Genomic DNA, 26,170 nt, shown 5'->3' on the forward strand with positions numbered 1-26,170 from the left:
GCGAAGGCGGCGTGTCAGCCGATGATGATGGTGGCTGACACGCCGCCTTCGCGGGCAAGCCTCGCTCCTACAGAAAAGCGGGGCCGGCATAAAAATTGGTTCGACGCCTGAAATATCAGGCGCCGAAGGGTCTATCAGGCTTGCGTCAGCTTGGCCACGGCGCGTTCGAAACGATCCAGGCCCTGATCGATGTCTGTGTCTTCAACCACCAGGCTTGGCGCGAAACGCACCACGTCCGGGCCGGCTTGCAGAATCATCAGGCCTTCACGCTCGGCGGCGTTGAAGATATCTTTGGCCTTGCCTTTCCAGGCATCGCTCAACACGCAACCAATCAACAGGCCCATACCGCGGACCTTGGTGAAGATGGCGTATTTCTCGCCGATCTGCTCCAGGCGAGCCTTGAACTTGTCGTGCTTGGCATTGACGCCCGCCAGCACTTCAGGGGTGTTGATTACGTCGATCACGGCTTCAGCGACAGCGCACGCCAGCGGGTTGCCGCCGTAAGTGGTGCCGTGCGTGCCGACGACCAGGTGTTTGGCCAGGTCTTCGGTGGTCAGCATCGCCGCGATCGGGAAACCGCCGCCCAGGCTCTTGGCGCTGGTCAGAATGTCCGGAACCACGCCGTAATGCTGATAGGCGAACAGATGGCCAGTGCGACCCATGCCGGTCTGCACTTCGTCGAAGATCAGCAGCGCGTTGTGCGCGGTGCAAAGGTCACGGGCGCCTTGCAGGTACTCAAGCTCGGCCGGGATAACACCGCTTTCGCCCTGAATCGGCTCCAGCACCACGGCGCAGGTCTTGTCGGAAATGGCGGCTTTCAAAGCGGCCAGATCGTTGTACGGGACGTGGGAGATACCGGTGATCTTTGGACCGAAGCCATCGGAATACTTCGACTGACCACCGACGTTCACGGTGAACAGGGTACGACCGTGGAAGCTGTTGAGCGCGGCGATGATTTCGTACTTCTCGCTGCCGAAACGATCGAAGCCGACGCGACGGGCCAGCTTGAAGGCGGCCTCGTTGGCTTCGGCGCCGGAGTTGCAGAAGAAAGCGCGCTCGGCAAAGGTGGCGTCGATCAGCTTATGCGCCAGGCGCAAGGCCGGCTCATTGGTGAACACGTTGGACACGTGCCACAGCTTGTTCGCCTGCTCGGTCAATGCACCGACCAGCGCCGGGTGCGCATGGCCCAATACGTTAACGGCAATCCCGCCGGCGAAGTCGATCAGCTCGCGGCCAGACTGGTCCCAGACACGGGAACCGGCACCACGCACAGGAATGAATGCGGCAGGCGCGTAGTTGGGAACCATTACCTGGTCGAAATCGGCGCGTTCTACCGCAGCGTGCTCAACGGACATCGGAGTCTCCTGATGAGGAACACTCGCCGGAAACTGGCGAGCGATGGGGGGATTGTAAGGACAGTTTTCAGCCCGGCCTTGCCGCCAAGCGACAACTTCTTATAGCGCAAACCCCGGTTTTCCCCGGGTTTACGGCAATGCGACATATAGGGTCGCAAAGGCGCAGTTTAAACCGCCAGCACAGGTTATAGGCAGGCTTGTGGAACGGTGCGGTAAATATGTACCGCACGGATCAAATCATTGTCTGTTTTGCTGGCGACTCATCCAAACGCTAAGGGAATAGCGCATGAGTCGATACGAAACCGATCGCCCTTCTAATGCCGCCAGCAATGAATCCGCCACGCAGCCGGACGATCACTACCATCACCTGTTCAACAATCTGCCAGCCTGGGTATTAGAAGCATCGTCCGGCACCCGCAGCGCCCTGAAAAGCGCCAAGCTGACAAAGCCGACCTGGCATGGCACCGCGACGTCCCTGCAACACCAGTCGTTGAAAAAGCTCAGTCAGGAGCACTGGACCCATCGAAATCGGCTGGACTCAACGCTGTCGAAGCTGCAAAGCGCACGAGCCTTTGCCGAACCACTGCTGAGCGCCGCCCTGAAAACCCGGTTTGATCTGGAACTGGACGTTAAAACCACTTTCCTGCGCCTGTACATCCCGCAAACCGTGCCCTGGTTCGGGATCAAGACCGGCGCCGCGCGCACCTGGACCGTGTCGCTGCTCGACGCCGCCCTGCATAATTTTCAGGAATCGGAAACGGCGTCTGATGCTTACGAGTCCGCCTCGACGTTCATTACCGAGCCGTCGCCCACAGGGCAGTTCGATACGCTGCCCGCGGTCAAACAGAAACTTACCGTCGCGGCCTTTGCGCGGCTGTGCCGGGAACTGGATATCGGTGCACGGTACAACACGTACCTCAAAGACAATCTGGGACTGACCAACCCGGTCGCCGGTGCGGTGGTGAAATCGAAGGTGATCGGCTCGCAAAAAGCCGCACTCAAAGCTGCGCTGCAAATGGCTTATATCCGCAAGGACATTCCAGAGGATGCCTATCTCTCGATCCTGCGCATTCTGGAGGGACGCTCGGGTGCGCGACTGGATGGCCAGGCGCTGTACGGTCATGACCTGACCCTAATGTCCTCCGCTCTGACCGGGATTGTGATTTTCTCAGCGAGCCTGGAGCGCGCACGCAAGGGAACACGGATCATTGCCTACATTCCCGACGATCCAGAGCATCCGCTCAAGGAATACCCGAACACCCTGGCGTTCATGACCGAACTGACCCGCAAGCTGCGCACGCCTGCTTACCAGACGTTCTTCAGCCGCTTCGTCGAACACAAGGAAAGGGGCCATTTCTTCGCTGATCTCAACCGTCGTCTCCAGAGCGTTACCTGGCATCAACACAAGCGTGGCGACCCGCTGCCGAGCTGGCGCGAAACGCCCATCGACAGGCCCGATCTACGATTTTCGACCACCCCGTTCAGCGCGGACCTGTGGAATCATCTTTATCAGCGACAGCTGAACAAGATCCTCAATGATGCAAGTACGCTTGCCGTTTCTACCGCCGCTGCCGACCGAAACGCGCGATGGGCCTTGTGGGACGCCTTCAGCAAAGTGGCTTCCACACTCCTTGATATCGCGACGTTCGTTGCATTGCCTTTCGTCCCGTTTCTCGGCGAATTGATGCTGGCCTACATGGCTTACCAGTTACTCGACGAAACCTTCGAAGGCATTGTGGATCTGGCCGAAGGGCTGAAAACAGAAGCACTTGGGCATCTGCTGACGTTCGTCGAAACAGTGGTTGAGGTGGGTACATTCGTGGTGGGCGGCGCTATTGCTGTCGGCGCCTTCAGCCGCCTGCTCTCGCGGGAAGCTGTCGCGCTGGTCGACCCACTCAAACCCGTCGCCACGCCAAGTGGCAAAACCCGCTACTGGAAGCCGGATCTCACACCTTACGAACAGGCACACAAGCTGCCCGAAGGAGCAAAACCCGATCAGCATGGCCTCTATCACCACGGGGGCAAGATGTTGCTGCCGCTGGAAGGGAAGCTGTATGCCGTGAAATCCGATGGCACCTCGGGCGCGTTTCAGATCGAGCATCCGACCCGGGCCGATGCTTATCAACCTTCCCTGCTGCATAACAACCACGGCGCCTGGCAAACAGAAATGGAGCAGCCGCTGAACTGGGATCGGGAAACGGTCATGCGTCGTCTCGGCCAAGGTGTCGAGTCGTTCAGCGGCGCCGAGCGCGAACAGATCCTGCGGGTCAGCGGTTTCCACGACAACGCCGTGCGCGAAATGCATGTCGAACATTATCGACCGCCTTCGTTGCTGACCGACACGATCAAACGCTTCAGGATCAATCGCGACATGGAAACCTTCATCGAGCAGATCGGCAGTGATCAACCCGAGCACTATCGAAAGGCTGACACGGCCCTGCAACATCAACTCCTGAACGGTTACGACGACTGGCCTGTCGACACACCCCTGCCGACACCGCAAGTCCAAACGCCAGCCTTCAGACAACAAAGCGCCGAACTCGCCCGAAAACACCAAAAATCGCTGTTCGATTTGCGTTATCGCGCACAGGAAAAAACCGATGATCCGCGGGTTCAGCGACTGCTCGACGACGTGCCGGGGTTACCGACCGATATCGCCCAGGAACTGGTGAGCAATGCCTCCGGCACTGAATTAAAACAGCTGCACAACGGCAACACGCCCCAGCGACTCAAGGACGCGGCACTGAAAGCCATGGAGGCCGTGCGTGCAACCCGAGCCGCTGAGGGCTTCTATTCCGAAGCGCTGGACAACACCGACACCCACCGACTGGCTTTGCAAAGCCTGAACTCATTGCCCGGCTTGCCGGCCGATCTGCGTATCGAAGTGCGGGATTACTCTGCCGAGGGAACCGTGCGCGACAGCATTGGCCAGCCCGATGCGCCGATGCTTAAAACACTGGTTCGCGCTGAAGACGGGACTTACCAGTCTCACCCAGACAATGAATCGACGCCGGGTGATTTTTATCACGCCCTGTTCCAGGCGTTGCCGGATGTACAGCGTAATAAGCTAAGCCCTTCGATCACAGACGCCCGCGCACTTAAACAGCGCATCGCCGAACACGCGCTGGAGCAACCGGCATTACGCACGCTGTTCGCAAAAAATCCCCGTCGAAAAACATTCTATGACCCCACGACAATGCGCCTGCCCGGAGGCACGGAGGGCTACAGTCAAGTCAACCGCGAGACACCTACGCTCAACGACCGGGTTCGCGAGGTTTACCCCAACCTGCCTCAAGAGGAAATGCAGTCCTTTGTCCAGGCGTTGCAACTTCACCCCGATGGCGCTCGCGTAGAACTTTCACGCTTGAGCAGGGAGTTGGCCCGACTGCATAAGGATCTGCGCACGTGGGTAAATGACGCTCCCACTGTTCATCCTGAAACCGGGCGTCCGCTCAGTGAGCTGGAGCAACGGGCCGAGAGAAACAATCGCCGGTTGCTGGCTCAGGAAATCCAGCGCAGCTGGCGTCGGCAGTCCGACAGGGACTTCGACACACCGGATGGGGCTAACCGGTATGTGCTCAGATTTGCAGAGCCGATTGTCGGTGACTTGCCGGCGTTGAGCGCCGATTTCAGTCATGTGTCGCTGCTGTCCCTGGAAGGCAATCGTACCGCGCAGGGTATGCCCGGTTTCCTACAGGGCTTCACTGGGCTACGCCGCCTGGAGCTACGCCGCTTCTCCCTGGCCACCCTCCCCGACGCCGTTAGCCGAATGCCAGACCTTCGCGCCTTAGTGTTAAGCGATTGCGGTATCAGGGTCGACGCGGCCACGTGGTCGAAACTGACGTCATTGAACAAGCTGAGCATGCTGGACCTGTACAAGAATCCGTTTGAAACCCTGCCGCGCATCGACACGATGAGCGAACTGGCGCATCTGGATCTGAGCGACACCCACCTGACAGAGATTCCGGCCAACCTTTTACAACACCCAAAGCTCGACGCCCTCATGCTGATGAACAACCGTATCAGCGAGTTGCCTGCCGGGTTATTCGAGAGCTCGCTGTACGAAAAGCGCGGCGTACACCTCACGCACAATCCGCTTTCGATCAGGGCACGGGAACTGATCAAGCAACACCACTTCGAGACCGCTTACGACATGGGCGTCTATGCCCCCGAGGCCGACATTGATCGCGTCAAGGCGTTGTACCCCGGCATGGAAGTCGAACAAGCGAGCGAGTTCGTCTACGAATTGCCGGGCACCCTGGAGGATGGCCGCGCCTATCTGACGCGCCTTGAGGAAGAGCTCACCCAACTGAGAAATGATCTGTCTGCCTGGACCGTCGACGTTCCGGACCGGCATCCCGATACCGGAGAACCTTTCAACGCCGACCAACTGTTTGCCGAGCAAGCCAACCGTGACGAATTCAAGCAGGCGCTTGAGAAGTGCTGGCAGCGTGAGTCCGAACTGGATGATTTCAATGAATCGCTTGAGCCGACTTTCGAGTTCACTGTCCGCCCGGTCATCAATGGAGAACTGCCGACCCTGAGTGCAGATTTCAGTCATGTTTCCGCACTGGAGGTCCACAGTGCCGATGGCGTGACGCGTCTCGGTCGTTTCCTCGACTCCTTTCCCAACCTAAAAAGCCTGAGGCTGCGCGGGTGTAACCTTGGCAACATTCCCGACGCGGTGTTCAAGATGGGGCGCCTGCGCTCACTGTCGCTTCCCGATTGCCGGGTCAGTCTGTCAGCAGAGACGGCCAACGCACTGGCGGGAATGGAACAGCTCGATTACCTCGACCTGAGCTTCAACCCGCTGGGGCGCACACCTGACCTTGGTCAAATGCCCGAACTGGCAACCGTGTTGCTCAACGACACCGGCATCACTGAAATACCCGATGGCCTGCTTCAGCTGAGTGATCTGGACTGGGTAGACCTGAGCATGAATGCGATTATCGAGGTGCCCAGCGACTTGCTGGAATTGCCGGTGGAGGTTGCTGAAAACATCACCTTGAGAGGCAATCCGTTTTCGGAGGAAAGCCTGTTGCGACTGATCCGCTACTTCGAACTGACCCGCGCGGATTTTGGCGTAGAAGAGGTAATCAACCGAGGTGAAATGCAGGTTTCCACCTCCGAGGGTTCTGAGATCGACGAGTAGATCAGCCGCGCTCGGACGGCACCGACGACAATTCGAATGGACTGCTGCTGCGCCGCTGGTTGCGATCCTCCCGCGGCGTGGCGCCGAAGAAGTTGCGGTAGGCGCTGGAGAAATGCGGCCCCGAGGAGAAGCCACACGACAGGCCGATCTGGATGATCGACTTGCTGGTTTGCATCAACATCTGCCGGGCCTTGTTCAGGCGCAGTTCCAGGTAGTACTGGCTCGGCACCCGGTTGAGGTATTGCTTGAAGATCCGCTCCAGCTGTCGGCGGGACACGCACACGTGCTGGGCGATTTCGTCGGTGGTCAGCGGCTCTTCGATGTTGGCTTCCATCAGCAACACCGCCTGAGTGAGCTTCGGATGGCTGGAGCCCAGGCGGTTCTGCAACGGAATGCGCTGGCGTTCACCGCCCTCACGGATGCGCTCGACCACCAGTTCTTCCGACACGGCGCCGGCCAGTTCGGCACCGTGATCACGGGCCAGCACCGCCAGCAACAGATCGAGTACCGACAGGCCGCCACACGCGGTCAGGCGATCGCGATCCCAATCGAACAGATGGCTGGTGGCGATGACTTTCGGGAAACGCTCGGCGAAATCGTCCTGCCAACGCCAATGCACGGCAGCGCGGTAACCGTCGAGCAATCCCAATTGCGCCAACGGGTAGACACCGGCGGACAAAGCACCGATTACGCAACCCGCTCGCACCAGTTGCTTCAGCGAACTGCTGAGCGCTGGCGCGAGTGTGGTCGGCGGCTCATCGGCGAGCAGAAACAGCTTCTGGAAGTTTTCGAGCTTGCCGGCCCACGGCTCACCCGGCAATTGCCAGGCGCCTTCGGTCGGCGGTTCAGCCTGCAAGAATGACAACTCGTAGACCACGTCCGGATGCACACGCTGGGCAACACGCAAGGCCTCCTCAGCCAGCGCAAGCGTCAGTGCTTTAGTGCTGGGCCAAATCAGGAAACCAATTCGATGGGCAGTCATGGCGGGCAATCCGAAACGAAAACAGTGATGAAGGCATGGGCCAATGCTAGCCCGTAAATGAACACAAATCTCAAAACCAACGGAGATCCCCTGTAGGAGCGAGGCTTGCCCGCGAAAGCGGTGGTTCAGACAGCAATGATGTTGACTGAACCACCGCTTTCGCGGGCAAGCCTCGCTCCTACAGCGGATCCGGGCCAGCCTTTAGGTTGCGAAGCATGCACTATCCCGGTGCGCAACGGGAGTTCGGTTTACTTCAGGCTGCCCGAGAGGAATTGTTGCAGACGTTCGGATTGCGGGTTCACAAGCACCTCACGCGGGTTGCCGCTTTCTTCGACGACGCCTTTGTGCAGGAACACCAGTTGGTTCGACACTTCACGGGCGAAGCCCATTTCGTGCGTCACCACGACCATGGTCCGGCCTTCCAGCGCCAGGGCCTGCATGACTTTCAGTACGTCGCCGACCAGTTCCGGGTCAAGCGCCGACGTCGGTTCGTCGAACAGCATCACCTCAGGTTCCATCGCCAGCGCACGGGCAATCGCCACACGCTGCTGCTCGCCGCCGGACATGTGGCCCGGGTAAGCATCTTTACGATGGGCCACACCGACCTTGTTCAGGTAGTGCTCGGCTTTCTCGCGAGCTTCGGCCTTGGACATGCCCAGCACGTGGACCGGCGCTTCCATGATGTTTTCCAGCGCGGTCATGTGTGACCACAGGTTGAAATGCTGGAACACCATCGACAGGCGCGAACGCATGCGTTGCAGCTGTTTCGGGTCGGCCGCTTTCAGCGCGCCGTCCTTGTTCGCCACCAGTTTCAGCTCTTCGTTGTTGAGCAGAATCTTGCCCGCGTGCGGCTGCTCCAGCAGGTTGATGCAGCGCAGGAAAGTACTTTTGCCGGAGCCACTGGAGCCGATGATGCTGATCACATCGCCAGCCGCCGCTTTCAGGGACACGCCCTTGAGCACTTCGTGACTGCCATAGCGTTTATGCAGGTCTTGGACTTCAAGTTTGTACATGCGGTCGGTTCTCACAAAAACAGTCAGTCAGTCGTTGAGCAAGCGCCCGTGACGCAGCGCTTCGCGCCCCGCCACCTTGGCCAGCCAGAAACCGGGTTGGGCATAACGCAGCCGTTCAATGGCAAACAGCACCCCGGACGTACCAGCACACACCGTGCTGACCCGATCCGATAACGGATCGATCACTTCGAAAATCTCGTCGCCGGCTTCGATCCACTCGCCGGGTTTACGCAAAAAGCTGATCACGCCAGGGTGCGGCGCGAACAGCAATTCGGTGCCTTCGAATGGCAGGCCTTCGCAAGCGTCTTGCGCAGGTTTTGGCCATTCGCCGCTGATCAAGCCTTGCTCGGCAAGGAACGCCAGAATGCCTTCGGCGTAAGCCTCGGCCTCTGCGCGACCGGTATCGGCCTGACCACCTAATTCAATGGTAGTCGCCAGGCAAGCCAGCGGGATTTGTGCATCTGGAAACTGACGGGATAGGCGCAACCACGGCAGCGAGCAAGCCTCGTCAAAGGAACTGCCGCCGGAATCTTCCGCCAGCAACCCCACCTTCACATTCAAGTGCGCCGCGAGCGAACGCCATTGCGGCCAGTGTTGCGGCAAGGCGTACATGTGCAGCGCGGCTTCGGCATCGCAATGCAAATCCAGCACAACATCGGCGGTGCAAGCGTGGCTGAGCAAAATGCGCTGCATGCCTTGCAACTGGCTTGCGGCCGGAGGCAATGCGGCCAGCGCATCGCTCATCGCCTGACGGATCAATCGGATATTGGCGTGAGGATCATCGCCCAGGTGCCCTTCAAGCGCAGCGGCCACTGGCGCGCTGAGCTCGACGAAATCCCGGTTGAAGTTCTTGCCACTGCCCGCCTCGAAACGACCTTGATGGCTGCCTTGCAACAGCTGACCGAGGCCCAGTGGATTGGCCACCGGCACCAGTTCGATCACACCGTTGAGCAAACCTTGGGCTTCGAGCTCGGCCAGGCGCTTTTTCAGCTCCCAGGCCGTGCGCATTCCCGGCAATTCATCGGCGTGGAGGCTGGCCTGAATGTAGGCCTTGCGCTCGCCACTTCCGAAGCGGAACACCGAAATCCGGCGTTCGCTGCCCAGGTGGTTCCAAGGCAATGAATGATCGATGCGTTCCATATCAGTGCTTCCGCGGGGCCAGATAGCCCAGCCAGCGGCGCTCGGCCAGTTTGAACAGCTTCACCAGAATGAACGTCAGGCACAGGTAGAACACGCCAGCGGTGATGTAGGCTTCGAACGGCAAGTAGAACTGAGCGTTGACCGTGCGCGCGGCGCCGGTGATGTCGATCAGGGTCACGATGGACGCCAGACTGGTGGTCTGCAGCATCATGATCACTTCGTTGCTGTACTGCGGCAGCGCCCGGCGCAGGGCCGACGGCAGCAGGATGCGCTTGTACATTTTGTAGCGTGACATGCCCATCGCCTTGGCCGCTTCGATCTCACCGTTCGGCGTGGCGCGCAGACTGCCGGCGATGATTTCAGCGGTGTAGGCGCTGGTGTTGATCGCAAAGGCCAGACACGCACAGAACGTCGCGCTGGACAGCCACGGCCACAGGAAGCTTTCACGTACGGCTTCGAATTGCGCCAGGCCGTAGTAGATCAAAAACAGCTGCACCAGCATCGGCGTGCCACGAATCACGTAAGTGAAAAGCCAAGCCGACATGTTGACCACGGCATTCTTCGAGACGCGCATCAGCCCCAGCGGCAGGGCCGCCAGCAGACCGAAAAACAGCGACAGCGCGAGCAATTTTAGGGTGGTCACCAAGCCGCCGAAGTACAGCGGCAAGGCCTCCCAAATGACGTTGTAGTCGAAGATCATAGATCAGCCGCCCTTACGCCTACCGAGTAGCGCTTCTCAAGTTGACGCAGAATCAGCAACGAGACACTGGTGATCACCAGGTACATCGCCGCCACTGCGAGGAAGAAGGTGAAAGGCTCGCGGGTGGCATCTGCCGCCTGCTTGGCCTTGAACATCATGTCTTGCAGACCCACCACCGAAATCAGCGCGGTGGCCTTGGTCAGTACCAGCCAGTTGTTGGTAAAGCCCGGAATCGCCAGGCGAATCATCTGCGGCACCAACACCCGGAAGAACACCTGAAAACTGCTCATGCCGTACGCCATGCCGGCTTCTGCCTGACCTTTGGGGATCGCCATGAAGGCGCCGCGGAAGGTTTCCGACAGGTACGCACCGAAGATGAAGCCCAGGGTGCCGATACCGGCGGCCAATGGGTTCAGGTCGATGTAGTCGTCAAAACCGAGCATCGGCGCCACGCGGTTGAGCAGGTCCTGACCACCGTAGAAAATCAGCAGGATCAGTACCAGATCGGGAATACCACGGATCACCGTGGAGTACAGGTCGCCCAGCCAGGCCAGCCAGCGAACCGGCGACAGACGCAATGCAACGCCGATCAGACCCAGAAAGATAGCCAGGACCATGGACGACAAGGCGAGCTGAAGCGTCAGCCATGCGCCATCGAGGATGACAGCCCCGTAGCCTTTCAACATGATTCAGGTCCTCGAATGTGGGGATGAAAAAATGGCGCAAACCTCAGAGATCCTGTTGCTTGCGCCATTTCGGACTTGTTGCCGGACGTGTTACTTGCCGTAGATATCGAAGGCGAAGTATTTGTCCTGGATTTGCTTGTACTTGCCGTTCTCGCGAATGGCAGCGATCGCGGTGTTGATCTTGTCTTTCAGCGCGTCGCCCTTGCGAACAGCGATACCCACGCCGTCGCCGAAGTATTTGACGTCGGTGAAGGCCGGGCCAACGAAGGCGAAACCTTTGCCGGCGTCGGTTTTCAGGAAACCGTCATCCAGCAGCGTAGCGTCTGCCACGGTGCCGTCGAGGCGGCCAGCGGCCACGTCGAGGTAAATTTCGTTCTGCGAACCGTACGGCTTGATCTCGGCACCCAGCGGGGCCAGGACTTCGCGGGCGAAACGCTCGTGGATCGAACCACGTTGCACGCCGATATTCTTGCCCTTCAGTTCAGCCAGGCCTTCGCTGACTTGAGTGCCAGCCTTCATGACTAGGCGAGCCGGGGTGTTGTAGTACTTGTTGGTGAAGTCCACGGATTTCTTGCGGTCTTCAGTGATCGACATGGACGACAGGATCGCGTCGATCTTGCGTACTTTAAGCGCCGGGATCAGACCGTCGAACTCTTGCTCGACCCACACGCACTTGACCTTCATCTCTTCGCACAGGGCGTTGCCGATGTCGTAGTCGAAACCCACGATGCTGCCGTCCGGTGCTTTGGAAGCGAACGGAGGGTAAGCCGCTTCGATACCAATTTTCAGAGGCTTTTCATCGGCGAAGGTTGGCAGGGACAGCACGGACAGTGCCAGGGCGCCGAGCAGCACGAGTTTCTTCATGTTGGGACTCCATCGGTAAAGGGCTAAAACGGCAGAGTGAGCGACAGCCCAATATGCGAGTGAGTGGAACCGCAAAGCGATGCTGCGTCGTAGGAACCGCGCGCTTTTTTCAACGCGAGCAACAACGAGCGAGTGATCGGCATTCTAACGACAGGCCCGAAGCCGATATTTCTTCAATGCGACAACTAATTACAGATGCACCGAGAAAGCCGTTTGAGCGCGTTGACAGCCTTGCAAATTCATGCAAGAGCAAAAGACAGTGAACCGATCTACATTGCAAATTGCGGGCCTATTATTGGCAAACCCTTCTAATCCGGCAAGCGCAGCGTTGTGCCTTATTTTTTTCAGGGTTCGGAGAGGCCCGGGAATGGGGCTTTGCGTTTCCCAATGCCCCGTATGGGGATGAGCGGTTACACATTCAGTTACTTGAATGGGGGTGGGTAACAGTGGGAATTGGCCTACGGATGAAGCCGATAATTATTGGGCGGTGTTTATGGGGTGTCTGACAGATCGCCTTCGCGGGCAAGCCTCGCTCCTACAGGATTGAGTCGATCAAATAATTTTGTGAACAACACCAAAACCTGGAGCGAGGCTTGCCCGCGAAGAGGCCAGCACTACCAACACAAAAACATCAGGCAATAAAAAACCCCGCCAAGCGCAATGCCGGGCGGGGCTTCGATGACTCAGGAACGGCGAATCAAGCGACGTTCATGATCTTGTGTTCATCAATCAGATGCTGCACCACACCCGGATCCGCCAGGGTCGAAATATCCCCCAACCCATCGTACTCAGCCGTAGCAATCTTGCGCAGAATCCGGCGCATGATCTTGCCCGAACGGGTTTTCGGCAGCCCCGGCGCCCACTGGATTACATCCGGCGAAGCAATCGGCCCAATCTCTTTACGCACCCAGTTTTTCAGTTCCAGACGCAATTGCTCGCTCGGCTCTTCGCCACCGATCAACGTGACGTAGACATAGATGCCCTGCCCCTTGATGTCGTGCGGCACACCAACCACGGCTGCCTCGGCCACTTTCGGATGCGCAACCATCGCGCTTTCAATCTCGGCGGTGCCCATGCGGTGGCCGGACACGTTGAGTACGTCATCCACACGACCGGTGATCCAGTAGTAACCATCTTCGTCGCGACGTGCGCCGTCGCCGGTGAAGTACATGCCACGGAAGGTCTTGAAGTAGGTGTCGACGAAGCGGTCATGGTCGCCGTACAGCGTGCGCGCCTGGCCTGGCCACGAATCGAGAATCACCAGGTTGCCCTCGGCAACGCCTTCGAGGATGTTACCGAGGTTGTCCACCAGTGCCGGCACTACGCCGAAGAACGGACGTGCCGCCGAACCCGGCTTTAGGCCGTGAGCGCCTGGCAGCGGGCTCATCATGTTGCCGCCGGTTTCGGTCTGCCACCAAGTGTCGACGATCGGGCAACGGGACTGGCCGACGTTCTTGTAGTACCAATCCCACGCTTCCGGGTTGATCGGCTCACCGACCGAACCCAACAGACGCAGGCTACTGCCATCAGCGCCTTCAACAGCGGCTTTGCCCGACGCCATCATCGCGCGGATCGCCGTTGGTGCGGTGTAGAGGATGTTGACCTTATGCTTGTCGACGATCTTCGCCACCCGGGTGATGTCCGGATAGTTCGGCACGCCTTCGAACAGCACGGTGGTCGCGCCGTTGGCCAGCGGGCCGTAGACGATGTAAGTGTGGCCAGTGACCCAGCCGACGTCAGCGGTGCACCAGTAGATTTCGCCCGGACGGTAGTCGAACACGCGCTCGTGAGTCATGGCGGCGTAAAGCAGATAACCGCCGGTGGTGTGCTGCACGCCTTTAGGCTTGCCGGTGGAACCGGAGGTGTAAAGGATGAACAGCGCTTCTTCGGCGCCCATCTCTTTCGGCGCGCAGACGCTGCCCGCCACGTTCATCAGGTCTTCGTACCAGATGTCGCGATGCTGGTTCCACTTGATGTTGCCACCGGTGCGCTTGCACACGATGACCTTCTGGATGCTGCTGGTTTCCGGGTTGGTCAGCGCGTCGTCGACGTTGGTCTTGAGCGGGATCTTCTTGCCGGCACGAACGCCTTCGTCAGCGGTGATCACCACTTTGGATTTGCAGTCGATGATGCGACCGGCCAGGGCTTCCGGCGAGAAACCACCGAAGACGACCGAGTGAATCGCGCCGATCCGGGTGCAAGCCAACATGGCGACCACGGCTTCGGGGATCATCGGCATATAGATAGTCACCACGTCGCCGCGGTGTACATCCTGGCCGCGCAAGGCGTTGGCGAACTTGCAGACTTGTTCGTGCAGTTCGCGGTAGGTGATGTTGCGGCTTTCGGCCGGGTCATCCCCTTCCCAAATGATCGCGACTTGATCGCCGCGCTCGGCCAGATGACGGTCGAGGCAGTTGTAGGAAACGTTCAGGGTGCCGTCGGCGAACCATTTGATGTCGACATGGTGATCGTCGAAGGAGGTCTGCTTCACCGTGGTGAAAGGCTTGATCCAGTCGAGGCGCTTGGCTTGCTCGCGCCAGAAGCCGTCAGGGTTGACGACCGACTGCTGGTACATGGCTTTGTAGGTTGCCTCGTCGGTCAGCGTGTTGGCTGCTACCTCGGGACGAACGGGATACAGAGAAGCCGCACTCATCTTTCTTACCTCGGTGGAATAGTTGTTTTTGTATGACCCCAGTTGTAGCCGGGCCGGGCCTATAGAACCATTCGACGATGGTAGTAACAAGCCCCTACAAAATGTCGTGAATACCCCTCAAGCCCAACTTTTACGCCTCTTCCAGGTAATACCGGAGCCCGGCCATAAATCGATCTGTAGCAGCTGGCGAAGCCTGCGTCCGGCTGCGAAGCAGTCGTAAAATCAGCAATTGCGGTATGTCAGGCAGACTGCGTTTAGTAGGGTTTACGACTGCTTCGCAGCCGAACGCAGGCTTCGCCAGCTGCTACAGGTCGTGCTTCGCCAGCTGATTCTTTCGAGGATTGTTACGAAATCCGCCAAAGGTGTTTATCAAAACCCCACCTATATGAATACAGACCCCACGCCTAAAATCCGCCTCGTCAACAAGGCAACGTGATTAACCAAGTAACAGCCCCCACGAAGGCAGTTAATCTAAAACTCTAAATCAAGCTCCACACGCAACCCCAAAAAGGTTGCGTGACCCCATTCGACCTCTAAAAGGTAAATCTGAAATGAAAGCTTTATTAGTTCTGGCCCTTTCCAGCCTGTGCGCAACCGCCATGGCAGACGAGGTCCCGACTGATGTCGCACAGCAGAAACCAGCCATCGAGGAATACACTTACTCGACTCACCTGGACATCGCCAAAGTTATCTCCATGAGTGAAGTCCCTAATGTGTGCGAAGTTGTTCCGATGACAATGGAATACGACGACTCCCAAGGTCAACGCCACATCCTGCGCTACAGCATCATGGGTAACGGCTGCACCAACGGATGATCGAGACTGCACCGAATCGGACCCTTTCAGCTGATCGCTGACGGTCGATTCCAGCCCGGCTTCGGCCGGGCTCAGTTGTGTTTTGAAGCGGCGAAACCCCTTGCAAACCACAAGATGTAGTGAAAAACGCCGTTTTTGGCTGTTTTTTGAACAAATTCGATTCAGCGTCAAAATTAACGAAAAAAAATCTGCACCGGCCAAAGCCCTGTAATCCCTCGGTTTGCTCCAAAAACCATCCCTTCCGGCCACTCCATGAGCCGATTCGCCGCACCACGCCGGCAAAAATTTCCTTATAATGCGGCCTTAAACGGGCCTGCAATATTCCCTTACAGGGACGAAAGCCAGTCTGAAGCCCCGCAGAAGCGTTTGTCGCTCACTGCGCCCATCAGTGGCTCTCAGAACCCCGTACAAAATTATGTTTATTTGCCTGCGTGTACCGCTGCAAAAAACGCTATCCAACGCGGCCAGTACGGCCGTGTGAAAAACAACCAATCAGTTTTCACACGGGCATCTGGCCCTCACGCAGGAGACGACACGTCATGCTGAGCTGGGACGAATTCGACAAAGAAGACAGCGGCGAGACCGTGGTAAAAGGCGCCAACGCCGGCCACGCGACTGAAGCCAACATGGACCGACTCGACACCGCTGGTGGTGTCGCCGCTCAAGAAGCTCGCGCCGTAACCGCGAACGACTCTGCCGCAATCGCCCGTGCCAAAGCTGCCCTGGACAACCTCGACATCGCCGAAGGCCTCGCCGAACTCGAAGGTGCCTCCGCCCGTGTCGCCGTCGACGAAAAGCGCATGATCAACTGCCGCGCCGACCTCAACCAACTCGTACCTTTCAAGTACGACTGGGCCTGGCAGAAATACCTGGACGGCTGCGCAAACCACTGGATGCCGCAAGAAGTCAACATGACCGCCGACATCGCCCTCTGGAAAGACCCGGAAGGCCTGACCGACGACGAGCGCCGCATCGTGATGCGCAACCTCGGCTTCTTCTCCACCGCCGACTCCCTGGTTGCCAACAACCTGGTCCTGGCCGTGTACCGCCTGATCACCAACCCGGAATGCCGCCAGTACATCCTGCGCCAGGCCTTCGAAGAGGCGATCCACACCCACGCCTACCAGTACTGCATCGAATCGTTGGCCATGGATGAAGGCGAGATCTTCAACATGTACCACGAGATCCCATCGGTCGCGAAAAAAGCCACTTGGGGCCTCAAATACACCCGTTCGATCTCCGATCCGAAGTTCGAAACCGGCACCGTCGAAACAGACAAAGAGTTGCTGCGCAACCTGATCGCCTACTACTGCGTTCTGGAAGGCATCTTCTTCTACTGCGGCTTCACCCAGATCCTCTCCATGGGCCGCCGCAACAAAATGACCGGCGTCGCCGAGCAGTTCCAGTACATCCTGCGCGACGAATCCATGCACCTGAACTTCGGCATCGACGTGATCAACCAGATCAAAATCGAAAACCCGCACTTGTGGGATGCTGAGATGAAGGAAGAGGCTTCGCAGATGATTCTGCAGGGGACTCAGCTGGAGATTGAATACGCTCGGGATACCATGCCTCGTGGGGTTCTCGGTATGAACGCTGCGATGATGGAAGACTATTTGAAGTTCATCGCGAATCGTCGTTTGTCGCAGATTGGGTTGAAGGAAGAGTATCCAGGGACGACTAACCCGTTCCCTTGGATGAGCGAGATTATGGACTTGAAGAAAGAGAAGAATTTCTTTGAGACTCGGGTTATTGAGTATCAGACTGGTGGTGCGTTGAGCTGGGATTGATGTATGTGAAAAACACCTGCTAACAGTCAACACAAAAAGCCCCGAACTTGTTCGGGGCTTTTTCTTTCATTTATTTAATTAGAAAGTAAAACGGCTTGTACGTAGAGCCGTAGAAACTATAAGAACCTTCGTTAACATACCGTAGAAATTTATCAAAATCACTAAAACATACAACTCTTGCTTCTTGCACCAAATCCAATATTTCATCATCACCAATTCCAATCGCCCCCTCTCCCGTCACATTTATTACCCCCTCATTAAGGCCAGCCAAATCAAACCATAAAATCTGTGGAGTATTACCAAGCTCCCAAAAACTATAAACCAAAGGACAGCCTATAATTACGGGAATACCGAACTCTCTACACTTCTCTTCAAACTCATATAACTCATAATTTATTTTTATAAAAATCCCATCTGAAATTTTTGCGGTCAACTTGGGGCGACGAGGAAATATTGCCAGCCCCCTAAAAGACTCACCACCATGTATTAATTTAGACAACTTACCGAGTTCTCGTCCCATCCAAGGATAAATTGGAACCGCAAACTCAAACCGATCAATCAACAATTTTTTAATCGCTGAAACCAACGAAAATTCGACTGTATGTTCACTTAAAAAACTTTTCGCCTCTTCCATAAACAAAGTCTCCATACAACAGAAAGCCTAGTATTCAACTGGGTTAAATAGGGCCAACCAAGAACTCATGCTTTGTTTTTATTACCTGACCACAATATGGCTCTTTAGCAGAAAATAAATCATTATTAAATACAACGTAATTTCTCCCTTGCCCAAACGAACTATTGAAGACAATTCCATCATAGTTAGCTACTGACTTGACGAACTCGCACATGTACTGCGTGGGAATATACTCAATATGGGACTTATCAGGCAATATAGGCTTAGATAACTCAAAAGAAAAACGTTCGAGCAGATCTAGAAAGCAAAGCACATCTTGCATTTGGTGCTCTTCAAATTTCAGTACCGACGAATCGCATCTAGGGTCCGTCAAGCAAAGTAAATTCAAATCATTAACCGCTACAAATTCTGATATGTATATCACACTTGCATTAGTAGGTCGGACTTCCGCTACACACGTATCTTCGTTTTCCGCAAGATACAAATATGGTATTCCGATTGGATTAGCTCGCCCGCCAGAGGCTACCATTGGCGGTGGCGTTCCCATCTGGTTAGCCACCAAAGGGCTTTCAGATATTCGCGCTCTGAACAAAACTCCTCCCGCATCAAAAGGAGCCTTCAACTGTTCAAGTAAAGCTAGAAACACCTCAAAACTTGAGTTACTAGCCGAAGGGCTTAACACCTGAGAAATTAATGCGCTTCGTGGAAAAAATCTATTTTTATGTTTCAGCTCTTCTTTAAAATCTAACCACTGACTTGAATACAACGATACATCAAACTTAAATACATACTTTAATCCAGAAATCTCCTCACCAAACATCTCACGCACTAGCTTTTCAGGGTCTTTTACCAGCGACGGGTTGAACAGTCCAAATTGCTTATGCAGTAAAGAAACAAGATCATCTCCTGTTTCGGACACCTCTAAACTGTAAAATATCAGTTCAAGCGATGAAAAAAAGACACCGGCGTTAACTGTGGGAACTCTAACAGAATCGCAATATGCACAATTCCCAATGGTACCTTTCGACGCGGCTTCTATTAAGACGGAGTCAGTAAAGCAATGAATACAGCACCTGGCCATGTCAGAGCTCCTGAATGTAGCTGCACGTCGTTTCTATGTGATGCTTTATTGATATTTTTTTGACGAAACCGAGCCCTGGATAATGTCTTGAAGCATGGAGCGTAAAAAATTCGTCCAATCCTGCTGTCTGAGTGAATTTATTAGGGTTAGCGTGAACATAACGAACAAGTTTACTTAGTGCATCCATAAACTTACCGCCAGGGTTGGTGGGGGTGCGATCATCATAAGAAGAGAAATGCCGGACATGCATCGCATCGTACTCATCACGATTTATATATGACAAATGCACAGCTACGACATATGCGGGACCGCCTGACTCAGAATAGTCTTCACTTAAAATAGTGAAGTCACCAAATCCAACAACGTTATCTAACGCCCGATATTCAGTATGCAACCCAGAAAATAAAGAATCCTCAGAATAATCAGAGTTTTTAACTTCCTTTTTAAAAAAATCGCCATAAACCACTTTATTTTTAAGCTCTGCAAAAGCAATCGAACTGACCCTAGACTGATTCACTAGCGTATACATTGAGTGATTAACAATGCTTACGAGCGCTCTATCAACACTACTTTCAAGATATACAGCAGCCCGACCATTAAACGATTGAAAAAGTGCGACAGCTGCTGAATCCTGTGGATTTTTTATTTTCACACAAGGTAGATATAAACCAGCTTCCTCCGTCAACAATGAACTTATAACATCCTCCCCTCCAGCGTAATCACCGAGAGCTGGATTAATAACCACAAGAGGAATTATCTCATTACCTGCCAGCTGTTGTATTGTTCTTTTCAAGGGTGATATATTTTCTCTGACCGGCTCTATAACTGGCTTTATATATTGAGCACTAACAATTCCTGACAGCTCACGCAACGCTATCAGTTCATTTTGCTTACCCTTTAATATAGGAAAATACATCAAACGTCCCTTTAGATTGGAGAGTTAAGCACCCTCATCAAATTATTTTTCTTAGCGTGTGATAGCTTTACGCTAAGGCTAGCCATTAGCAATGTACGTGGTACAGCAAGCGAAAACTCTCGACTTAAACGACGCGTCTCCTTTAGGGTCGTGCAAAAAACCGATCGCAATAACTTCGCATCAGCGTCCATAAAAACCGATTCACACCAACTAAAAATATCGGTATTCGAAAGGCCTGAGGGCACTGTTGCAATTTTACAAGCCATTGAAAGATACTCAGGCTGTCGCAGCGACCTGATTAATACTTTCGGATCTATCTCACTCCCAACAAGTCTAGCAGTTCGCACTTCCGACAATGTATCTCTAGCAGTAAGCACAATCAACCCAACGCCATCATGTATATTTTTTAAAGCATAATCCCTGTGACCTTCCGCTATTACTACGTACGTTTTATCGAATATTTTCTCATACGCACTCAACTGATCATTCAACCGTGAAAAATTATCAAGATCCGTTTTGATCTCGTAACAAGTGCTATTACCGTTAAAAACTACACAATCCGCTTTGTTATTCCCAACTCTAAACTCTGAAACCAGAGTCGCAGTCGAAAGTCGATGACGCCCTAATACGATTTTATTAGCAACGACATTTTTAAAAAAATACTCAAACCTATAATTCTTACTAAGATCTTTATAACAGATCTCGTAGACATCAGCAGGAGTGAACTCCTGAGGGAGGAAATCCCTGTAAGCACGAGAAACGTCAAGTACATGTTCGACATTTCCACTTGCAAGATTTTCTACACAATTAGTGGAGAAAATCCTACTTAATTCTCGGTAATTTCTCATCGCTATATCTACTACCTACTTTTACCGCAACCATCGATATTCTGGAGTCATGCTAGCAGAGAGATTCGTACCAAGCGCGGTTTAGAAACACAAAATTCGAAGAGGTCTGTCTTGACCATCACCACGTCAAACCATAACCTCTCAAACCATAACCTCTCAAGCCGGTGCCTAAGAAACACCTCACACAGCGGACTGACCGCACCCGACAGAAGCGGCTTTTTTGTGCCTACGGTTTCTTCGTGGGCATCAAAAAATCTCTGTTATGCCGGGAGTGGGCTAATACAAGACCCGAAAGGGAAATATGTCCGGCCCTCTGTGTGGGGTTTCTTAACTCCCGGCACCCAGCCCTAAGAAAGCTGACATCACACAGAGGTAAAGGATATGCCTAAAAATCTCTCCTTCTCTCCGAAGGAAATCCGCGTTAGCTACTTCAATTTCCATGCGCTTCCATCCCTGGAGGCTTGTCATGTCTGACCCCTACATCCCCACCGTCTTCATTCGCCAAAACCTCGACCTTCACGCCCTCCTCTTAGAAAACCAGCCATGGTTCTGCGCCCGAGATCTGGGGCGTTTGATGGGTTTCCATCTAAGCGATCGCGTAGTCAGCAAACTGGATGAAGATCAGCGGCACACCTTGCTGATCGACTACCACGGACAACCGGAAAAGCGGTTGATGCTCAGCGAGTCCGGTGTGTATGCGTTATTGGTGTATCACTACGCGCCGGGGCATCGGTTGTTGCGTGAGTGGTTGACTCATCAAGTGGTGCCAGCCTTGCGCGATGCGGCGCCGTCGAAGAATGCAGATCGACCGATGTTGAGTTTGTTGGATTGGCCAGAGATGTCGCTGAGTTTGTTGCATTGGCAGGATGAAGGCTGGATTCGGCTGCGGGACATGCCTTATCTGTTGCTGAATCGCACGCGGCGTCGGGTGCCGGTGGTTAAGCCTTGGTGGCGAAAGGTTTTGGAGGCCTTTCAATCGTCGAAGCACTCGGTGGGTTAGCGCAGCGGTGTCTTTGTAGGAATCGATTGAGCGATACGTCGGTCTTTTCTGTAGGAATTTTCGTAGACGTCGTAATGGCCACTCAGTATCGTCCGAGGGTTTTCAACCCTCGGCGATTGTATGGACACTCCAAAAGAAAGAACTGGCTGGGATGACCGAGAGCTAGAGGCTTCGGTTGATGCTTACCTAAAGATGCTGAGTCTCGAATTGAGCAATCAACCGATAAAAAAGGCTGACGAGAATCGTCTTTTGCGCGAAGGACCGTTGAGCAAGCGCAGTGCTTCATCGGTTGAGTACCGCATGCAAAACATTTCGGCCGTAATGGCGCAAATGGGTCTGAGACACATTGTTGGCTATGTACCTGCAAAGAACGTCGGCAGCGGAATCAGCAGCCGGGTTCGAAAAATACTTGCCGAGAAAAATATCGACCGCTTCCGTCTTACACCCGAGCCAGCGAACCAGCAGGTTACTTATCGGCTGTTAGTGGCTGCCCCACCCCATGCTGACGACGTGCCGGAAGGAATTCTGAATCCCACACAGATCAGCACCGCAACGATTAGGTATGCACGAGCGAAGAAGATTTCCGATTGGATATTGAAACAATCCGAAGGCCGCTGCGAAGGATGCAAGCAAAAAGCTCCTTTTCTGCGTTCTGACGGATTGCCTTACCTTGAAGTCCATCATGTTAAGCATTTGGCCAAGAAAGGCTCGGATCGTCCGAAGAACGCCGTGGCGTTATGCCCTAATTGTCATAGACGTTGTCACTACTCAAGCGATAGGGATGAGTTTACTGCTTGGCTTTATGACAACGTCGCACGGCTGAGACGTGAGTAAATCGAGCTGAATACAATTCGTGGCGAGGGAGCTTGCTCCCGTTCGGCTGCGAAGCAGTCGCCATGCAAACAACTCGATCTACCTGATGCACCGCGCTTACCGATTTGGGTCTGCTGCGCAGCCCAGCGGAAGCAAGCTTCCTCGCCACAGTGTGTTGCGTTGCTGCAGAGTTAGCGCTCGATAGATCGGCCGAGCTACTGCCGAAATTCGCGAGCAGGCTCGCTCCCACAGGTTTGGTGGGTTGCCGCAGATTTTGCGGTGTGTTGAAAACAGTGAGTGCAACCCGCCCCGCCTCCCGCTATTAATACCCTTCCCCACTCAAGGACCCGAGCCCGCCATGAAATTCGACCTCGCCTACTGCCTCAGCCTCGACGACAAGTTGTCGATCTATGACGTGCGCGATCTCAATTTCGACGAAACCATGGAGTTCGATTCCGCCAAGGAACACTTCCAATGTCCCAATGACGCATGCAGGGCGGCATTCGATGGGTTGAATGTGCTGACCACGTTCAACGCCAAGAACGTGAATTACGTGCGCACCCCGCACTTCAAGAACACGCCCAGCACCCGGCATGTGGCGGATTGTCCTTATGTCAGTCTCAAGGCGTCGGCGTCAGGTGTGGATGCGGACGGTGCGGAAACGGATGACAGTCGCGAGGAGCATTTCCCGTCGGAGTTGTTGCTGACTCGGCGTGAGTATGTGCGTAAGCCGTCGAACCCGGCGGTGGCGGCGGATGTGGTGCGGGACGATCCGAAGCCAACCACTGCGGCTAGCAACACAGAACACCCGAGCCATGAAACAGCGCCGGACAAGACCAGTGTCTTCGCCCACCCGGTGGAGTGTTTTGTGTCGAACTTCGAGGACAAGGACCTGCTCAAGCGCATGCCGCTGAAGATTGGCGACCACACGGCGCCTTATGGGTCGTTCTTCAAGAAGATTGAGTATCTGCAGGACAACAAGGGGCTGATTTACTGGGGCAAGATCAAGGAGATCAAGGATTACACGCAGAGCTTTCGCATCGACTTCGAACAGAAGGTCTGGTTCAAGCAGGCGGACGAGGCGAAGAAGAAGCCGTATTCAGTCAACGTTTACCTGAGCAAGAAGTTGATCGAGAACTACCGCAAGCGCAAAGCGTTTCTGGAAGAGATCAAGCATGCCATCGACAGTGAAGCGGAGTTGTATTGCTTCTTTTATGGCGTGACGCCGGAGTTGAAGCAGGTGCCGAGCAAGAAAAACCCCGAGCAGACGTTCGGGGTGTTCAGTGCGAATATTGAGAATCTGGATCACTTCATTATTCGGGAAGCGCCGGGGTTGGCGGAGAAGTAATCCCGATTTCAGGGCAGTTGCACCGCTACGCCTCCGGGGTGTTGTTTGACGAGACTGTAAGGCAAAACGCTCCAGCCAATATCCCGGCACACGGCAGCCACGTGAGCAAAGGGAGGTTCCAACTTGATGCCTGTTTCAGTGAAGTACCAGCCGGGATAGTGCCAAGGGTAGTCTTCGTTGTACCGACAATCGTTCTCCTCCTCTTTCGGTTTTGCCGTCATTTCCTTGGGATAGAGCTTGAGCAATTGCGTCACCAGCCAGGGCGCGAGTTCTTTCGAGCGATACTCGGAATAGGCGTCGAATGACGTTGATGAGTATTCATCGCGATTTTCTTCGAAATGCAGTGGTTTGCCCTGTCCCACCCACAGCACATCTTCCAGCGTCAAAGCGTTACCCGTTCTGGTATCGAAATTAATCGCCGCATTATTCTGGTCCGGGTAAGCGCCACCGCAGTAGTACTCGGATGAAGTGACAACGCTCATGAGCGAAGGGGCCATCCACATGGGCTGGCTTGTTTGAGAGTAGGAGCCCACAGCACCATGGACGGTACAGCCAAAATACTCCGCGACGCCCCACCATAACCCTGCCATCAACTGCTGATTGATGCGCTGACGTACCTCCGGGGTGTAACCCGAAACCACTTCAAACAACGACGTGTTTGATTGCGGCTCACTCCACCATTGCAGTGTGTAGCCCATGAAGTCTTGGGTCTGGCCTTGTTTGAGTTTCATGCCTTGCAGGCGAAGGTATTCGTATGGCGACTTGTCGTGAAGTTGAGCGAGAAAAGGCAAGGTTCCGTCAGGTACCGGCGCAAGTCTGGCTTGCTGTAGTTCTATCTTCAGGACTTTGCCCTTGGGACTGGTCCATTCGCCAGACCAACCTTCTGCCTTGGGTCGCAGGCGAATGCTCGGGCGAGGTTCATCCTCGTCTTCGCCCTCATCCAAGACAAGCTCCTCCCCCTCCTTCGTACCGCTAAGCATCAGGTCCTGACGATACATTTGGTAGAAGTAACGGCCGTCACCGGAGCTGGGATTCACTTCAAGCACAATCGGCGCTTTGCCCAAGGTTCCGGTGTAGACCTGCATGACGTTATCGGCCCACAGCTCAGTAGAAAATATTGAGCACAACAATACGAAAACGCCGGTCAGGCGACACAATCCTTTGAACATAAAATCATCCTTGGTAAATGGCCGTATGCAGCTTTAGGGCAGTTGCACCGCTACACCGCCAGGGTGTTGTTTAACGAGGCTATAAGGCAGAACGCTCCAGTCCACAAACGCACACGGGGCGTCCGCGTGGGAGAAGTACGGGCCTAGCTTGATTCCTTTTTCAGTGAAATACCAAGTGGGGAACGGCCAACGGTCTTCTTCGCCGTAAGCACAGTTTTCGTCGCTGCCAGGCATCTGATCAGGGTAAAGCTTACGTAACTGTTCAACCAACCAAGGTGCGAATTCTTTGTTGCGGTAATCGGAATACGCCGTGAATGTGTCGGAGGACTGTTCGTTCTTAGGCTCTTGGTAATGCAGCGGTTTGCCCTGCCCTACCCAAAGCACATCCTCAAGAGTCAGAGACTGACCGGTCTTGGCATCCAAATTGATTGCAACCTCGCTGTAATCCGGATGTGCGCCGCCACAGCTGGCCTCAGTACCGACGTTCACACTGATGACCGTTGGTGTCATCAACAATGGTTTGACGGTTTGGAAATGGAAGTTCACGCCACCACCGGCGAGACATTCGTAATACCCCACCACTTCCTGCCATAAACGCCCCATCAACAACTGATTGATACGATCACGCACCTCGGGGGTGTAGCCCGAAACAATTTCAAAGAGCGTCACCTTTGTTTGCGGCTCGCTCCACCATTGCAAAGAGTAGCCATCGAACGTTTCCGTCTTTCCTTGTTTGAGCATCAGACCTTGCAGACGTAGATACTCATAAGGCTCGGTGTCATGGAGCTTGGCGAGGTAAGGAAGAGTACCGGCAGGGATTACTGGCGGCTTGGCTTCCACCAGTTCTATCTTCAGCGTTTTCCCTTCGTCGTCGCTCCAATCTCCCCACACCCTGTTGGACTCGATATTCAGATGAATTTGCGGCCGAGGCTTTTTCTCTCCGTAAGGTTTTTCACCCTCATCGAGTACCAGCATCTCTCCGTTTTTGATGCCACTGAGGACTATGTCCTTACGATACTTTTGATAGAAGTAGCGACCGCTTATGTTTTCAGCGTTAGACGTTTCCACTTCCATAACGATTGGCATCTTGCCCAGCATGCCGATGAAGACGCGTCGTCCATCGCCAGCGTGCGCGGTGGAACACAGCATAACTAACAGCGTGGCCACTGGCGCCAGGCGTAACAATCCTTTGAGCATCGATCAATCCCTGA

The 26,170-nt window shown here is 54.7% G+C and carries 20 protein-coding genes; 6 read left to right on the top strand and 14 right to left on the bottom strand.

Translation table 11 applies throughout. The features are described from left to right. Positions 1-134 precede the first annotated feature (134 nt). Positions 135-1,355: an aspartate aminotransferase family protein gene (locus ACYZTY_RS20850; RefSeq protein WP_461955280.1), complete on the bottom strand. Its 1,221-nt coding sequence runs from the start codon at positions 1,353-1,355 to the stop codon at positions 135-137. A 286-nt stretch (positions 1,356-1,641) separates the two neighbouring features. Here ACYZTY_RS20850 and ACYZTY_RS20855 point away from each other — a divergent pair, with 286 nt between their 5' ends. Further along, positions 1,642-6,507 carry a dermonecrotic toxin domain-containing protein gene (locus ACYZTY_RS20855; protein ID WP_461955281.1) on the top strand — a complete coding sequence of 1,622 codons (4,866 nt, stop codon included), beginning with the start codon at positions 1,642-1,644 and terminating at the stop codon, positions 6,505-6,507. Position 6,508: 1 nt separating this feature from the next. On the opposite strand, the gene argR is transcribed toward ACYZTY_RS20855, so the two are convergent. The 7 genes from argR to acs form a co-directional block, all read right to left on the bottom strand. Next, positions 6,509-7,489, bottom strand: a complete 981-nt coding sequence (argR, locus tag ACYZTY_RS20860) for a transcriptional regulator ArgR (RefSeq protein WP_131059693.1) — start codon at positions 7,487-7,489, stop codon at positions 6,509-6,511. A gap of 248 nt (positions 7,490-7,737) precedes the next feature. Then, complete coding sequence (locus ACYZTY_RS20865) at positions 7,738-8,502, bottom strand: ABC transporter ATP-binding protein (protein WP_008154324.1); 765 nt, start codon at positions 8,500-8,502, stop codon at positions 7,738-7,740. A gap of 27 nt (positions 8,503-8,529) precedes the next feature. Then, positions 8,530-9,642: a M14 family metallopeptidase gene (locus tag ACYZTY_RS20870; RefSeq protein WP_461955282.1), complete on the bottom strand. Its 1,113-nt coding sequence runs from the start codon at positions 9,640-9,642 to the stop codon at positions 8,530-8,532. 1 nt (position 9,643) lies between these two features. Then, positions 9,644-10,342, bottom strand: coding sequence for an ABC transporter permease (locus tag ACYZTY_RS20875; RefSeq protein WP_283181347.1), 699 nt, complete (start codon positions 10,340-10,342; stop codon positions 9,644-9,646). Continuing rightward, positions 10,339-11,028 carry an ABC transporter permease gene (locus ACYZTY_RS20880; protein WP_461955283.1) on the bottom strand — a complete coding sequence of 230 codons (690 nt, stop codon included), beginning with the start codon at positions 11,026-11,028 and terminating at the stop codon, positions 10,339-10,341. Before ACYZTY_RS20880 ends, ACYZTY_RS20875 begins: the two co-directional genes overlap by 4 nt. Positions 11,029-11,118: 90 nt before the next feature. Further along, complete coding sequence (locus tag ACYZTY_RS20885; protein WP_461955284.1) at positions 11,119-11,892, bottom strand: ABC transporter substrate-binding protein; 774 nt, start codon at positions 11,890-11,892, stop codon at positions 11,119-11,121. A 697-nt stretch (positions 11,893-12,589) separates the two neighbouring features. Beyond that, the gene (gene acs, locus ACYZTY_RS20890) at positions 12,590-14,545 is read right to left on the bottom strand and encodes an acetate--CoA ligase (protein WP_461955285.1); all 1,956 of its coding nucleotides are present in this window, start codon (positions 14,543-14,545) and stop codon (positions 12,590-12,592) included. A 551-nt stretch (positions 14,546-15,096) separates the two neighbouring features. Between acs and ACYZTY_RS20895 the strand changes: the two genes are divergently transcribed. Together ACYZTY_RS20895 and ACYZTY_RS20900 are read left to right on the top strand one after the other, a co-directional pair. Further along, positions 15,097-15,360, top strand: a complete 264-nt coding sequence (locus ACYZTY_RS20895; RefSeq protein WP_461955286.1) for a DUF2790 domain-containing protein — start codon at positions 15,097-15,099, stop codon at positions 15,358-15,360. 539 nt (positions 15,361-15,899) lie between these two features. Next, positions 15,900-17,150: a ribonucleotide-diphosphate reductase subunit beta gene (locus ACYZTY_RS20900; protein WP_017340233.1), complete on the top strand. Its 1,251-nt coding sequence runs from the start codon at positions 15,900-15,902 to the stop codon at positions 17,148-17,150. Between the two features lie 70 nt (positions 17,151-17,220). Here the strand turns inward: ACYZTY_RS20900 and ACYZTY_RS20905 are convergent, their stop codons facing one another. The 4 genes from ACYZTY_RS20905 to ACYZTY_RS20920 form a co-directional block, all read right to left on the bottom strand. Further along, positions 17,221-17,784 carry a hypothetical protein gene (locus ACYZTY_RS20905; RefSeq protein ID WP_461955287.1) on the bottom strand — a complete coding sequence of 188 codons (564 nt, stop codon included), beginning with the start codon at positions 17,782-17,784 and terminating at the stop codon, positions 17,221-17,223. A 43-nt stretch (positions 17,785-17,827) separates the two neighbouring features. After that, positions 17,828-18,703, bottom strand: coding sequence for an RES family NAD+ phosphorylase (locus tag ACYZTY_RS20910; RefSeq protein WP_461955288.1), 876 nt, complete (start codon positions 18,701-18,703; stop codon positions 17,828-17,830). Between the two features lie 163 nt (positions 18,704-18,866). Beyond that, a complete protein-coding gene (locus ACYZTY_RS20915) occupies positions 18,867-19,781 on the bottom strand; it encodes a sce7725 family protein (protein WP_461955289.1) in 915 nt (304 codons plus the stop codon). Between the two features lie 11 nt (positions 19,782-19,792). Further along, on the bottom strand, positions 19,793-20,629 hold the full coding sequence (locus tag ACYZTY_RS20920; RefSeq protein ID WP_461955290.1) for a sce7726 family protein: 837 nt from the start codon (positions 20,627-20,629) through the stop codon (positions 19,793-19,795). 466 nt (positions 20,630-21,095) lie between these two features. On the opposite strand from ACYZTY_RS20920, the gene ACYZTY_RS20925 reads away from it, so the two are divergent. From ACYZTY_RS20925 to ACYZTY_RS20935, 3 genes are all read left to right on the top strand, one after another. Next, positions 21,096-21,629: a BRO-N domain-containing protein gene (locus tag ACYZTY_RS20925; protein ID WP_461955291.1), complete on the top strand. Its 534-nt coding sequence runs from the start codon at positions 21,096-21,098 to the stop codon at positions 21,627-21,629. A gap of 120 nt (positions 21,630-21,749) precedes the next feature. After that, positions 21,750-22,463, top strand: a complete 714-nt coding sequence (locus tag ACYZTY_RS20930; protein ID WP_461955292.1) for an HNH endonuclease — start codon at positions 21,750-21,752, stop codon at positions 22,461-22,463. 337 nt (positions 22,464-22,800) lie between these two features. Then, on the top strand, positions 22,801-23,790 hold the full coding sequence (locus ACYZTY_RS20935) for a hypothetical protein (RefSeq protein ID WP_461955293.1): 990 nt from the start codon (positions 22,801-22,803) through the stop codon (positions 23,788-23,790). A gap of 8 nt (positions 23,791-23,798) precedes the next feature. Here ACYZTY_RS20935 and ACYZTY_RS20940 read toward each other — a convergent pair whose 3' ends face one another. Continuing rightward, positions 23,799-24,959, bottom strand: coding sequence for a hypothetical protein (locus tag ACYZTY_RS20940; RefSeq protein WP_461955294.1), 1,161 nt, complete (start codon positions 24,957-24,959; stop codon positions 23,799-23,801). A 33-nt stretch (positions 24,960-24,992) separates the two neighbouring features. After that, positions 24,993-26,156, bottom strand: coding sequence for a hypothetical protein (locus tag ACYZTY_RS20945; RefSeq protein WP_461955295.1), 1,164 nt, complete (start codon positions 26,154-26,156; stop codon positions 24,993-24,995). Positions 26,157-26,170: the final 14 nt, after the last annotated feature.

Source organism: Pseudomonas sp. LB1P83, assembly GCF_054897885.1.